Source organism: Streptomyces wedmorensis, from assembly GCF_000716445.1.
Lineage (GTDB): Bacteria > Actinomycetota > Actinomycetes > Streptomycetales > Streptomycetaceae > Streptomyces > Streptomyces wedmorensis.
The window spans coordinates 33,533-46,092 of sequence record NZ_JNWK01000042.1 but is presented as its reverse complement, the minus strand read 5'-3'; the positions used below and the strand labels follow the sequence as shown (position 1 = coordinate 46,092).

Sequence of the window (12,560 nt, the reverse complement as noted above, 5' to 3'; positions counted from 1 at the left end):
CAGTGGCAGACTTGCCGGGTGAGCAGCAACGAGACCGATCTCCGCGACGAGAAGCCCCAGTTCGTCCTCCCCCTGGTCGTCCGCATCGAGAAGGACGCGCCGCCGTCCCGTACCGACGCTCTGGAGACCGCCGCGCGGGCCGTCCTGGAGATCCTGACCGACGACCGTTCCCTCGGCGAGGGCGAGTGGGCGCAGGCCGTCACCGACTGGCAGGACGCCCGCATCCGCAAGGTGGTGCGCCGGGCGCGCGGCGCCGAGTGGCGGAAGGCGGGCGCGCTCCCGGGGATCACGGTCGACGGCGCGGAGGCGGAGGTACGGGTCTTCCCGCCGGTCCCGCTCGACGGCTGGCCCAAGGAGCTGGCCAAGCTCCAGGTCTCGGGCACCGACCTCGACGACCCTGCCGCGCCCGGCCCGGTGCCGGACGGGGCGGCGGTGCTCTGGCTCAACCCGGAGCTCGACATGTCGGCCGGCAAGACGATGGCGCAGGCCGGGCACGGTGCGCAGCTCCTCTGGTGGGCGATGTCGGCGGCCGAGCGCACGGCGTGGCAGGAGGCCGGTTTCCCGCTCGCGGTCCGGACCGCGACGGCCGCGGACTGGGCCGAGCTGACGGTGAGCGGGCTGCCGGTGGTCCGGGACGCGGGCTTCACGGAGATCGCGCCGGGCTCGTGCACGGTGGTGTCCGCGTTCCCGAACCTCAAATGAAGCTCTGAACGTGCCCCCCTTGGGGTTCGAACGTCACCGCCCGGGTCATCACCGGGGTGACTGAGGACCGAAGGAGGGGGACATGACGGAACTCGGCACAGGCATCGGCTGGCGTCCCGAGATCGCGGAGGCGGTGGAGGCGCTGCCCGGCGTCGACTGGGTCGAGGTGGTCGCGGAGAACATCTGCGCCGGCCACCTGCCCGACTCGCTGACCCGGCTGCGGGCTCGGGGCGTGACGGTCGTCCCGCACGGCGTCTCGCTGGGGCTCGGCGGCGCGGACCGGCCGGACCCGGCACGGCTCGCCGCACTCGCGGAGAAGGCGGTGGCCCTCGGCGCGCCGCTCGTCTCGGAGCACATCGCCTTCGTACGGGCCGGGGGGCCGCTCACCGCGACGCCGCAGCTCGAAGCGGGCCACCTGCTGCCGGTGCCGCGGACCCGCGACGCGCTCGACGTGCTCTGCGAGAACGTCCGCATCGCGCAGGACGCGCTGCCGGTGCCGCTCGCCCTGGAGAACGTCGCGGCCCTCATCTCCTGGCCGGGCGAGGAGATGACGGAGGGCCGGTTCCTGGCGGAGCTGGTCGAACGCACGGGGGTCCGGCTGCTCGTCGACGTCGCCAACCTGCACACGAACCACGTCAACCGCGGCGAGGACCCGGCGAAGGCCCTTTCCGAGCTTCCGGTCGAGGCCATCGCCTACGTCCACGTGGCGGGCGGCGTCGAACGGGACGGGGTCTGGCACGACACCCACGCGCATCCCGTGCCGGGAGCGGTCCTTGACGTCCTGGCGGACCTCGCCTCGCGGGTGGCGCCGCCGGGGGTGCTGCTGGAGCGGGACGACGACTTCCCGCCCGCGGAGGAGCTGGCCGAGGAGTTGAGCGTGATCCGGGGGACGGTGACCGGCGCTCGCAGGGGTGCGGGTTCGAACGCAAGGGCGCCGCGCGTGGGTGCTGTGCCCACCCGTTCCGCCCTCGCGGAGCGTATGCCCGCAGCCGGGCAGCCGCTCCTGATCGGCGCCGGCGCCCGCGTCTCGGGCGGCCCGATGCCGGGTGCCGCCGTCGTGGCGGCACCCACGGCCCCGGAGACGGCACCGGAGGACGCGCGCCAGCGCCTCGGCCTCGCGCAGGCCTCCCTGCTCTCCGCGCTGGCCGCGGGAACGCCGGTGCCCGAGGGCTTCGACAGCCGGAGGATCGGTGTGCAGAGCCGCGCGTTGGCGGCGAAGCGCGCGGGAGTCGTCGCGAAGGTGGCGCCGGAACTGCCGGAGATCCTGGGCAAGGGGTTCAGGCCGGAGTTCCTGTCGTACGCCAGGTCGCGGCCGATGACCGGCGGGTACCGCCGGGACGCGCTGGACTTCGCCGAGCACCTGCTCGTGGCCGGGCGTCCGGAGGACCCGGCGGCGCGCCGACTGCTCACGGAGTGGTGGCAGGACCGTTCCGGCAACCGTCCGCCCGGCCGTACCGCCCGGCTCGTACGGGCCGCCCGTCACGCACTCGTACGGAGATGACCATGGACTTCCTCGTCACCCTCGTCTACCTCGCGGGCGTCACCGGCATCGCCGTGGCCATCACCCGGGTCGTCCGGATGCGCGTCGGGTCCGGCGGGCCCGTCCACGACCGGTACGAGGCCGCCTTCCTCAACGGCGGCCCCGCCAGGGTCGTCGACGCCGCGCTGGCCGCCCTCCAGGCGGACGGCAGGATCGCGATCGGCGGACCCGGCATCGTGGCGGTCGTGCGGCCCACCGCATACGACCCGGTGGAGCGCGCGGTGCTCCAGGAACACGCCGCCGCCCCGCACGGGGCCCTGCACCACCTGCGGTCGGCCGTGATGCGGCACCCGGCGGTGCAGGAGATCGGCGACGGCCTCGCCACGCGTGGGCTCGTCGTCGAACCGGCGAAGCGGCGGGCCGCGGCCCGCTGGTGCCGCGTCCTCGGTCTCGCCGGCTTCTGCCTCTTCCCGGTCTCGATGGTCGTCTCGATGATCGACACCGCCACCGACCCGGACTTCTCGCTCCCGTTCGTCTTCCGGGTGGCACCCGTGATCTTCGCCGCCATCATCACCGCAGCCGTCTGCGGGTCGCTCTCCGCCCGGCAGCTCACCTCGGCCGGCCGGCGCGCGGTCGCCGCGTACGGTCGCGCCCACGCCTCTCTCGCGGACGCCGGCCACCTCGTGGCCCTGCACGGGCTGCGTGCCCTGCCGGACCCCGTACTGCGCGAGCAGCTCCTCGCCGCCGCACGGGTCTACGGGCGGCCGCGGCAGCGAGGGCGCGGCACGCGTCCGTCGTCCTCGTTCTCCTCGGCGGACGCGGCGGCCCTGGGCGTGGCCGCCGACTGGTGCGGAGAGAACAGCTTCTGCGGCGGCGGGAGCGGCGGCGGATCGGGCTCCTCGGGGTCCTGCTCGTCCGGGTCCTGCTCCTCCGGGTCCTGTTCGGGAGGCGGCTCCGGCTGCGGCGGCTCGGGCAGTTCGTGTTCGAGCTCCAGCGGCAGCTCGTGTTCGAGTTCCAGCGGGAGTTCGTGCTCCAGCTCCAGCTCCAGCGGCTGACCGGTCGTCGGCACGGCGGGCGCGGCCATTCGAGTGGCGGGCCCGCCCGTCGTCCCGTAGAACTCGGACATGATCTGGGTTCCCCTGCTCCTGGTGGCCTGCGTCGTGGCGGGGGTCGGCTGCGCGCGGGTCTGCCGCGCGACGCTCGCGGCGGCCCTGCCCGACGCCGGTGACCCGAGGGGCGGAGCCGATCCGGAACTGACCCTCCACGAGGCGGCGTACCTCGCGGGCGGTCCGCTCCGGGTCACCGACCTGACGCTGGTGTCGATGCACCGGGGACGGCGGCTGCTGCTCGCCCACACCGGCTGGGCGACCGTGGTGGACGCGGGCGGCGCGGGCCGGGACGAGCTGGAACGCGCGGTGCTCGGCGCCATCGGGCCCGAGGGGCAGTGCCCCATCCCTTCCGTACGTCCGGTGGTCGCCGCCGACGCTTCGGTGCGGTGCATCGAGGAGCGGCTCGTCGGCCTGGGGCTCGCGGTGCCGGCGGCGGGGCGACGGGAGGTCGCGGAGGGGCTGCGGGCCGTGAAGGCGGGCTTCCTGCTCGGCCTGGTGCTCGGGACGGCCGCGGCGCTGCTCGTCCCGGCCGCCGAACGGGCCCTGGTGATCGCCGCGTTCACGCTGCCGCTGCTGGCGTCGGGGCTCTGTCTGCTGATCGGCCTGGTCGAGCGGTACCCGTACACGCGCTGGGCCTCACCGGCCGGGCAGCGGCTGCTCTCCGGCCTCTCCGCCGCCGATCCGCTCACCGCGCTCGCGACGCGCGGTCCAGCCGTCCTGGAACCGGAGCTCCGCGCGGCCTTCCGGGGGCAGGACACCCGGCACCGGCCGTGAGGAGGTCCGGGGCCGCCTGAAAAGGCCCCGGAAATGACGCCGGTGCGGCGCGCGTCACGCGCGCCGCACCCGGAGCCGGACCCGGTGTCGCTGGAGCGGCAGGCACATGTGGTCCGCCTGCCGTCTGATCTTCCGGGTCGAGGGATGGCGCGCCCGGCCGGGAGCCGGGCCGCCACCAGGTTCGTACGGCCGTCAGGCCAGGCCCGCCACCAGGTCGGCGACGCTCTTGCGGCGACCGGTGTAGAAGGGGACCTCTTCGCGGACGTGCATCCGGGCCTCGGAGGCGCGCAGGTGGCGCATGAGGTCGACGATGCGGTGCAGTTCGTCGGCTTCGAAGGCGAGGATCCACTCGTAGTCGCCGAGCGAGAAGGAGGCGACCGTGTTGGCGCGGACGTCGGGGTAGCCGCGGGCCATCTTGCCGTGGTCGGCGAGCATGCGGCGACGGTCCTCGTCGGGCAGCAGGTACCAGTCGTAGGAGCGCACGAAGGGGTACACCGAGACGTAGTCGCGCGGGGTCTCGTCGGCCAGGAAGGCCGGGATGTGCGACTTGTTGAACTCGGCGGGGCGGTGCAGCGCCATGTTCGACCAGACCGGCTCCAGAGCGCGGCCCAGCTTGGTGCGGCGGAAGAGGCTGTACGCCTCCTGGAGCTCGTCGCTCGTCTCGGCGTGCCACCAGATCATGACGTCGGCGTCGGCGCGCAGACCGGACAGGTCGTACGTGCCGCGGATCGTGATGTCCTTGGCGGCGAGCTGGTCGAACAGCTCCTGAACCTCGTCGGCGTAGCCGGCACGGTCCTCGGGCAGAACGTCGCGCAGCTTGAAGACAGACCACAGGGTGTAGCGGATGACCTCGTTGAGGTCCTTCGCCTTCTTACCGGCGTTCGGGATCTTTTCGGGCGCACTCATACGCCTATTCTCGCCCGTCACGAGGAGTGCCCCGCACCGGGGTCGGTCCTTTTCGACGTGGCGTCGATCTCGTCCGCGATCTCGTCCGCCGCGCGGTGGGCCGAGGCGACGCAGGCGGGGATGCCGACGCCGTCGTACGCGGCTCCCGCGACGCGCAGTCCGGGAAGGGCGGCGAGCGCCTCGCGGACGCGTGCGACGCGGGCCAGGTGGCCCACCGGGTACTGGGGCAGGCCGCCGGTCCAGCGGGTGACCGTGGTGGCGACGGGGCGGGCGGCGAGCCCGGTGGCGGCGGCGAGGTCCTTGAGGGAGGCGGCGACGAGGTCGGTGTCCTCGCGCCGGACCTGCTCCTCCTCGCCGTGGCGGCCGACGGAGGTGCGCAGCACGAACAGGTCGGGGGCGGAGTCGGTGACCCAGTTCCACTTCTGGCTGGAGAAGGTGGAGGCCTTGATGGTGTGGCCGTCGACGGGCGGTACGAGGAAGCCGGAGCCCGGCAGGGCGGGCACGTCGGAGCGGCGGAAGGCGAGGGTGACCAGGGCCATGGAGGCGTAGTCGATCCCGTCGAGCTCGGCGGCGGCGCCCGGGGCGTGGCCGCCGAGGAGGCCGGCGGCGGTGCCGGCGGGGGTGGCGAGGACGACGGCGTCGGCGTCGAACGTCCGGTCGCGGGTCACGACCTGCCAGCCGGTGGCGCCGGAGCGGAGCAGCGCGGTCACGGGGGTGCCGGTGAGGATCTCGCCGCCGGCGGCGCGGATCGCGGCGGCGACCGCGCCGGGGAGGGTTCCGATGCCGCCGTCGAGTCCGAGGAAGGCGGCCCCGCCGAGGCCGGTGGCGGCGCCCGCCGCGTCGGCGGGGACGGCCGCACCGGCCTGCTGGACGGCGCGGACGGCGGCGGTGAGGGTGGGGTGGACGCGGGCCGCCTCGAAGAGGGCGGGCACGGCGGCCTTCATGGAGATGCGGTGGGCGTCACCGGCGTACACGCCGCCGAGGAGGGGTTCGACGAGCCGGTCGACGACCTCGTGGCCCATGCGCTCGGCGACGTACGCGCCGATGGCGATGTCCTCGCCGATCTCGGTCGGGGGCAGCTCAAGGTCGCGGTCGATCCGGCCCAGGCCCGCCGGGGAGACGAGTCCCTCGACCGCGCGGGCGTCGCCGGGGACGCCCATCACGTGGCCCTTGGGCATGGGGATCAGGTCGCCGCGGGACCAGACGGACGCGGTGGTGGTGCCGGGGGCCTGGAGCCGGTCGCCGAGGCCGACGGCGCGGGCGAGGGCGACCGCCTCGGGGCGGCGGGCGAGCAGCGACTCGGCGCCGAGGTCCACGGGCGCGCCCGCGATCTCTCCGGCGAGGAGCTTGCCGCCGACCCGGTCGCCCGCTTCGAGGAGGGTCACCCGGTGGCCGGCGAGGGCCAGCCGGTGGGCGGCCGCGAGTCCGGCGATACCGCCTCCGGCGACGACGACATGGGGTCCCGTGGTGTCCGCGTTCATGGGACCACTCTCTCAAATCGCCCGTCTCCCCCTCGCCGCCGTCCGCCTGTCGGCGGTCCGGGGCCCGGGTACGGTCCGCCGCGCCCGTTCCGAGGCCGGACCGTGACCGCATCGCTACCGCCGGACGGCAACCCGTACCGCCCGCCCGTACGTCCAACCGCCGACATTCACCCATCACCCTTGGGGGGGACTCATGCGGAGCGTACGGACGACGGCGAGAACGCGGACGGCGGGACGGGCGGGGACGGCGGGCCGGACGAGGACGGTCGCGGCGGTGCTGTTCGCGGCCTCGCTCGTGCTGACCGGCTGTGGCGCCGGGGCGAGCTCGGACTCGGCCGAGCGGGGGGACCCGAAGGCGGGTGCGCGCGCCGACGGCGCGGCGGCGGACGCGGACCGGGGCGCCGTCGACGAGTCGGCGGCCGGTGCGGACAAGGAGGCCGCCGACGGTTCCTCGGGCGCCGGGAAGCCCGGGGCGCAGGTGCCCGCGCCGCAGCACGTCATCCGTACCGCCTCGCTGTCCGTCGAGGTGGCGGACGTGACGAAGGCGCTGGCCACGGCCCGGCGGGTGACCGCGGGCGCGGGCGGGCGGGTCGAGAACGAGACGACGGAGCGGGTCGACGACGCGTACGTCAGCTCGCAGGTCGTGCTGCGGGTGCCGCAGGAGCGGTACGACTCCGTCCTCGCCGAGCTGGCGGGCACCGGCAAGCTCATCGCCCGCAAGGCCGACGCCAAGGACGTCACCGACCAGGTGGTGGACGTCGAGAGCCGGATCGCCACCCAGCGGGCGAGCGTGGCGCGGGTGCGGGCCCTGATGCAGCGGGCGGAGCGGCTGGCCGACGTCGTGACCCTGGAGGGCGAGCTGAGCCGCCGCCAGGCGGACCTGGAGTCGCTGCTCGCCCAGCAGGCCTCCCTGAAGGACCGGACGACGCTGGCGACGATCACCCTCGAGCTGATGGAGAGGGCGAAGCCGTCGGCAGAGCCCGAGGAGGGCCGCCCGGGGTTCGGTGACGCCCTGAGCGGCGGATGGAACGCCCTGGTCGGCGCGGTGGCCTGGATCGGCATCGTGCTGGCCGCGCTCGCGCCCTGGCTGGCGGTGGCGCTGGTCGTGTTCGTCGTCTGGCGCCGGCTGCTGCGCCCCCGGCTCGCCGCCCGCGCCGCACGGCGTCCCGCGCCGGTGCCGGTGCCCCGGGTGGACGGGGACGCGGCGGCCGGGGAGCGGAACGCGGCCGGGGTGACCCGGGCGGCCGGGCCGGCGGAGGCACCCGAGAAGTAGTTTCTGTTCCATGAGCGAACGACTGGTGGTCATCGGTGGCGACGCGGCGGGCATGTCCGCCGCGTCGCAGGCGCGCAGGCTCAGGTCCGCCGGGGAGTTGGAGATCGTCGCGTTCGAACGCGGTCACTTCTCCTCGTACTCGGCCTGTGGGATCCCGTACTGGGTCGGCGGTGACGTCGGCGCGCCGGCGGAGCTGATCGCCCGCTCACCCGAGGAGCACCGGGCCCGGGACATCGATCTGCGGATGCGGACCGAGGTGACGGCGCTCGACGTGCCGGGGCAGCGGGTCCGGCACCGGGACCTGGAGGCGGGTACGGAGTCCTGGACGGGCTTCGACAAGCTGGTGATCGCCACCGGGGCCCGCCCGCTGCGGCCGCCGCTGCCGGGGATCGACGCGCCCGGCGTGCACGGGGTGCAGACCCTGGACGACGGCCAGGCGCTGCTCGACGCGCTGGAGCGGACGCCGGGGCGGCGCGCGGTGGTGGTCGGCGCCGGTTACATCGGGGTCGAGATGGCCGAGGCGCTGCTCGCCCGGGGCTACGAGGTGACGGTGCTGACCCGGGGCGAGCAGCCGATGGCGACCCTCGACCCCGACATGGGGCGGCTGGTCCACCGGGCGATGGACGGGCTCGGGATCAGGACGGTCGCCTCGGCCGAGGTGACGAAGATCCTGACCGGTGACGACGGCCGGGTGCGGGCGGTGGCGACGGACGCGGCCGAGTACCCGGCGGACGTGGTGGTCCTGGGCATGGGCGTGCGGCCGGAGACCTCGCTGGCGCGGGCGGCGGGGCTGCCGCTGGGGACGTCCGGCGGGCTGCTCACCGACCTGGCGATGCGGGTGCGCGGTCACGGGAACATCTGGGCGGGCGGTGACTGCGTGGAGGTCCTCGACCTGGTCTCGGGCCGGGAGCGGTACGTCCCGCTGGGCACGCACGCTAACAAGCACGGCCAGGTCATCGGGGCGAACGTGGGCGGCGGCTACGCGACCTTCCCCGGTGTGGTGGGGACGGCGGTGTCGAAGGTCTGCGACCTGGAGATCGCCCGGACCGGCCTGCGCGAGAAGGACGCCCGCGAGGTGGGGCTGCGGTACGTGGCGGTGACGATCGAGTCGACCAGTCGCGCGGGCTACTACCCGGGGGCGGCGCCGATGACGGTGAAGATGCTGGCCGAGCGGCGTACGGGGCGGCTGCTCGGGGTGCAGATCGTGGGCCGGGAGGGCGCGGCGAAGCGGGTGGACATCGCGGCGGTGGCGCTGACGGCGGGGATGACGGTGGAGTCGATGACGGCGCTGGACCTGGGGTACGCGCCGCCGTTCTCGCCGGTGTGGGACCCGGTCCTGGTCGCGGCCCGCAAAGCGGTGGCGGCCGTTCGGGCGGCGGAATGACCCGAGCGGCGGGTGACCGACCGTGACGATTTGCGACCCGGAGGTCACCATGGGTCACTGATCGCATGATCAGACACACGATGCGCGCGCTCTGCGCCGCGACTCTCGTCATAGCCCCGGTCGCCCTGACCGCGACACCCGCGCACGCGGTGACCTCGTGCCGGGTCAACGGCGTCACCGTCAGCGCCCAGAACGTCGTCGGCACGCCGGGCCCGGACCACATCACCTGCGGTTCGGTCCCGGACGGCGACACGGTGAACGGCCAGGGCGGCGCCGACTACATCATCGTCACCGGCTCCGTCGGCGGCACCGTGAGGGGTTCCACCGGCGCCGACCACATCCAGGTCGACGGCCCGGTCGGCGCGACGGGAGCGGTCCGCGGGGACGACGGCAACGACTTCATCCGCGTCGGCGCGAACGGGAACATCGTCGACGGCGGCCTCGGTGTCGACTTCTGCCGGGTGGCCTCCGGCAACCCGCCCGTCAACTGCTAGTCCTCAGGCCCGCCCCGCCCGGCGAGCCGGGCGGGGAACGGCGACGGCCGCCGGGGGATCCCCCGGCGGCCGTCGCCGTCGTGTGTGCGCCGGACCGGTCAGACGGCCGTCCGGGTGTGCACGTACTCGACGAGGCGGCTGAGGGCGTCGGGGTCCATGGACGGCATGACACCGTGGCCGAGGTTGAAGACGTGGCCCTCCAGATCCTTCGCGGCGGCGAGGACCTCGTCCGTCTTGGCCTCGACCACCTCGCGCGAGGCGAAGAGGACGGCCGGGTCGAGGTTGCCCTGGAGCGCCTTGCCGGGGCCGACGCGGCGGGCGGCCTCGTCGAGCGGGACGCGCCAGTCGACGCCGACGACGTCCGCGCCGGCCTCGCCCATGAGGCCGAGCAGCTCGCCCGTGCCGACGCCGAAGTGGATGCGCGGGACGCCGTATCCGGCGACCGCGTCGAAGACCTTCACGGAGGCCGGCATCACCGAGCGGCGGTAGTCGGCGGGGGCGAGGGCACCGACCCAGGAGTCGAAGAGCTGGACGGCGGAGGCGCCGGCCTCGATCTGGACCTTGAGGAAGGCCGAGGTGATCTCGGCGAGGCGGTCGAGGAGGTCGGCCCAGAGCTGCGGGTCGCCGTACATCATGGCCTTGGTGCGCTCGTGGCTGCGGGAAGGGCCGCCCTCGACGAGGTAGCTCGCGAGGGTGAAAGGCGCGCCGGCGAAGCCGATGAGCGGGGTGTCGCCCAGCTCGGCGGTGAGCATCCCGATGGCCTCGGTGACGTAGTGGACGTCCTCGGGCGTGAGGTCGCGCAGCCGGTCGAGGTCGGCGCGGGTGCGGATCGGGTCGGCGACGACGGGGCCGACGCCGGGCTTGATGTCGAGGTCGAGCCCGATGGCCTTGAGGGGGACGACGATGTCGCTGAAGTAGATCGCGGCGTCGACCTTGTGGCGGCGGACCGGCTGGAGGGTGATCTCGGTGACCAGCTCGGGCCGCATGCACGACTCGAGCATGGGGATGCCCTCGCGGACCTTCAGGTACTCGGGGAGGGAGCGCCCGGCCTGTCGCATGAACCAGACGGGCGTGTGCGGCACGGGCTCGCGCCGGCATGCCTTGAGGAACGCGGAGTCGTACGTCCGCGACTGCTGCTTCGTCTGCTGGCCCTGCGGGCTGTCCATGGCACTCACGCCCAGAATCTTCGCATGTGGCGGGAAGCCGCTCGTCCGGGCCGGGTGTCCCTCCCTGCGCGGAGGCCCCGTTCCGCCTACTCTTCCCCGCATGGCTGCGGCTCAGGGACATTTTTCCGATCATTCCGACGGCGATCGAGGGACGGACGAAACGGCGGACAGTACGGAGGCGAACCCGGTGCCACCCGCGTTCCGGCGGGCGGTGGAGGCGTTGCGCTCGGCGCGGCTGCGGTCCGAGATCGAGATCGACCCGACCAGGCCCCCGCAGCGCCTGGCCCCTTACGCGTACGCGGTGGAGGCGGCCGTCGTCGACGGCGAGGAGGACCTCGCGGACGGGCGGCTCGTGCTGCTGCACGACCCGGACGGCCACGAGGCCTGGAAGGGCACGTTCCGGCTGGTGACGCTGGTCCGGGCGGAGCTGGAGCCGGAGATGGCGGCGGACCCGCTGCTGCCGGAGGTGTGCTGGTCCTGGCTGACCGGGGCCCTGGAGGCGCGGGGGCTTTCGTACGAGGAGGCGAGCGGGACCGTGACCATGGCGGGCTCGCACTACTTCGGCGGGCTGGCGGACCGCAGGCCGGCGACCCAGATCGAGATCAGGGCGTCCTGGACGCCGCGCGAGGGGCCGGCCGGGGTGCCGGACACGGCGGCGCACCTGGCGGCCTGGTGTGATCTGCTCTGTCAGATCGCAGGGCTGCCGCCGGCGGATCCCGGCGCCGGGACGGTGGCGGGCGCGGGGGTCGTCTCGCTGCCCCAGCGGCGGGGTCCGCAGCAGGCCTGAGGGGGCTCCTGCGGGGCCGGCGGCCTTTCCGGAAGGGCGCCCCGGTGCTCCCTCGTGGGGGTGACGGGGCGGGGCCCGCTCGTAGGATGATCGATCACGCGTCCGAATTGCCCTAATTGTTACTCACCAAATCGTGATCTTTCCCTAAAGGCGGGCGGCCCACCTGCCGAAGGAGTCAGTGACCCCTTCACAGCACGGGTTCGCCCCCCGGCTTCTTCCCCGAGCCGGCTCCGTCCCGCATCCTTCCCCCCAGGAGGCCTGGTGTCCGTTCTCCTCGAGCAGCCCGCAAGCCTGGTCGCCTACCGCCCGAACAAGCCGACGGCCATGGTCGTCGTGGCCGACCCGCGCGTCCGCTCCACCGTGACCCGCCACCTGTGGGCCCTCGGAGTACGTGACGTGATCGAGGCTTCGTCCATCGCGGAGGCGCGTCCCCGCGTCGGCAACCCACGCGACATCTGCGTTGCCGACGTCCATCTGCCCGACGGCAGCGGCCTGACGCTGCTGTCCGAGACCCGCGCCGCGGGCTGGCCCAACGGCCTCGCCCTCTCGGCCGCCGACGACATCGGTGCCGTGCGCAACGCCCTGGCGGGCGGTGTGAAGGGCTATGTCGTCACCGGCACCCGGACCAACATCGGCCACCCGACCCGGCCCGGAGCCGCCCCCATCGGTTCCGCCGCCGCACGGCTCGGCCACCGCCGCCCCCCGGGTGCCCCGAGCCACCCGGGCGGCTACCGCGAGCTCTCCGGCCGTGAGGTCGAGGTGCTCCGGCTCGTCGCGGAGGGCCAGTCGAACAAGGCGATCGGCGTCTCCATGGGCCTCTCCGCCCTCACCGTGAAGAGCCACCTCGCCCGCATCGCCCGCAAGCTGGGCACCGGCGACCGCGCCGGCATGGTCGCGGTGGCCCTGCGGACCGGGATCATCCACTGACGAGTGGTCGACGAGAAGCCGGCGCCTGTCGACGGAACGTTCCGTCGACAGGCGCTTGCCGTTCACCGATACCCTTG

General features: G+C 74.3%; 12 protein-coding genes. 9 read left to right on the top strand and 3 right to left on the bottom strand.

Annotation, left to right across the window (positions count from 1 at the left end; translation table 11 throughout):
- The first annotated feature begins 18 nt into the window (after positions 1 to 18).
- From OO54_RS28520 to OO54_RS28505, 4 genes are all read left to right on the top strand, one after another.
- Positions 19 to 702 (top strand): peptidyl-tRNA hydrolase, encoded by a 684-nt coding sequence (locus tag OO54_RS28520; RefSeq protein WP_017238119.1) that lies wholly within the window; start codon positions 19 to 21, stop codon positions 700 to 702.
- 82 nt (positions 703 to 784) lie between these two features.
- Positions 785 to 2,203, top strand: a complete 1,419-nt coding sequence (locus OO54_RS28515; RefSeq protein ID WP_033207975.1) for an MbnB/TglH/ChrH family RiPP precursor modification enzyme — start codon at positions 785 to 787, stop codon at positions 2,201 to 2,203.
- 2 nt (positions 2,204 to 2,205) lie between these two features.
- On the top strand, positions 2,206 to 3,237 hold the full coding sequence (locus tag OO54_RS28510) for a TIGR04222 domain-containing membrane protein (protein WP_033207972.1): 1,032 nt from the start codon (positions 2,206 to 2,208) through the stop codon (positions 3,235 to 3,237).
- 69 nt (positions 3,238 to 3,306) lie between these two features.
- The gene (locus OO54_RS28505; RefSeq protein ID WP_033207970.1) at positions 3,307 to 4,065 is read left to right on the top strand and encodes a TIGR04222 domain-containing membrane protein; all 759 of its coding nucleotides are present in this window, start codon (positions 3,307 to 3,309) and stop codon (positions 4,063 to 4,065) included.
- 192 nt (positions 4,066 to 4,257) lie between these two features.
- Here OO54_RS28505 and hemQ read toward each other — a convergent pair whose 3' ends face one another.
- Positions 4,258 to 4,971, bottom strand: coding sequence for a hydrogen peroxide-dependent heme synthase (gene hemQ, locus OO54_RS28500; RefSeq protein ID WP_033207967.1), 714 nt, complete (start codon positions 4,969 to 4,971; stop codon positions 4,258 to 4,260).
- 17 nt (positions 4,972 to 4,988) lie between these two features.
- Positions 4,989 to 6,452: a protoporphyrinogen oxidase gene (gene hemG / locus OO54_RS28495; RefSeq protein WP_033207964.1), complete on the bottom strand. Its 1,464-nt coding sequence runs from the start codon at positions 6,450 to 6,452 to the stop codon at positions 4,989 to 4,991.
- A 274-nt stretch (positions 6,453 to 6,726) separates the two neighbouring features.
- On the opposite strand from hemG, the gene OO54_RS28490 reads away from it, so the two are divergent.
- The 3 genes from OO54_RS28490 (at position 6,727) to OO54_RS28480 (ending at position 9,603) form a co-directional block, all read left to right on the top strand.
- Positions 6,727 to 7,725, top strand: a complete 999-nt coding sequence (locus tag OO54_RS28490; protein WP_033207961.1) for a DUF4349 domain-containing protein — start codon at positions 6,727 to 6,729, stop codon at positions 7,723 to 7,725.
- Between the two features lie 10 nt (positions 7,726 to 7,735).
- On the top strand, positions 7,736 to 9,109 hold the full coding sequence (locus tag OO54_RS28485; protein WP_033207959.1) for an FAD-dependent oxidoreductase: 1,374 nt from the start codon (positions 7,736 to 7,738) through the stop codon (positions 9,107 to 9,109).
- A gap of 65 nt (positions 9,110 to 9,174) precedes the next feature.
- Entirely contained in the window at positions 9,175 to 9,603 is a 429-nt protein-coding gene (locus OO54_RS28480; protein WP_234439474.1) for a hypothetical protein, read from the top strand.
- 98 nt (positions 9,604 to 9,701) lie between these two features.
- Here the strand turns inward: OO54_RS28480 and hemE are convergent, their stop codons facing one another.
- Entirely contained in the window at positions 9,702 to 10,778 is a 1,077-nt protein-coding gene (gene hemE, locus OO54_RS28475; RefSeq protein WP_017238478.1) for a uroporphyrinogen decarboxylase, read from the bottom strand.
- A gap of 91 nt (positions 10,779 to 10,869) precedes the next feature.
- Here hemE and OO54_RS28470 point away from each other — a divergent pair, with 91 nt between their 5' ends.
- Entirely contained in the window at positions 10,870 to 11,556 is a 687-nt protein-coding gene (locus OO54_RS28470; protein ID WP_033207954.1) for a DUF3000 domain-containing protein, read from the top strand.
- Between the two features lie 261 nt (positions 11,557 to 11,817).
- Positions 11,818 to 12,483, top strand: coding sequence for a response regulator transcription factor (locus OO54_RS28465; protein ID WP_017242457.1), 666 nt, complete (start codon positions 11,818 to 11,820; stop codon positions 12,481 to 12,483).
- The last annotated feature ends 77 nt before the right edge of the window (positions 12,484 to 12,560 follow it).

Excerpts from the sequence above, each read along its gene's own strand:
- OO54_RS28515 (WP_033207975.1), top strand. The coding sequence starts at position 785 with ATGACGGAACTCGGCACAGGCATCGGCTGGCGTCCCGAGATCGCGGAG.
- OO54_RS28510 (WP_033207972.1), top strand. The coding sequence starts at position 2,206 with ATGGACTTCCTCGTCACCCTCGTCTACCTCGCGGGCGTCACCGGCATC.
- OO54_RS28505 (WP_033207970.1), top strand. The coding sequence starts at position 3,307 with ATGATCTGGGTTCCCCTGCTCCTGGTGGCCTGCGTCGTGGCGGGGGTC.
- hemQ (WP_033207967.1), bottom strand. The coding sequence starts at position 4,971 with ATGAGTGCGCCCGAAAAGATCCCGAACGCCGGTAAGAAGGCGAAGGAC.
- hemG (WP_033207964.1), bottom strand. The coding sequence starts at position 6,452 with ATGAACGCGGACACCACGGGACCCCATGTCGTCGTCGCCGGAGGCGGT.
- OO54_RS28485 (WP_033207959.1), top strand. The coding sequence starts at position 7,736 with ATGAGCGAACGACTGGTGGTCATCGGTGGCGACGCGGCGGGCATGTCC.
- OO54_RS28480 (WP_234439474.1), top strand. The coding sequence starts at position 9,175 with ATGATCAGACACACGATGCGCGCGCTCTGCGCCGCGACTCTCGTCATA.
- OO54_RS28470 (WP_033207954.1), top strand. The coding sequence starts at position 10,870 with ATGGCTGCGGCTCAGGGACATTTTTCCGATCATTCCGACGGCGATCGA.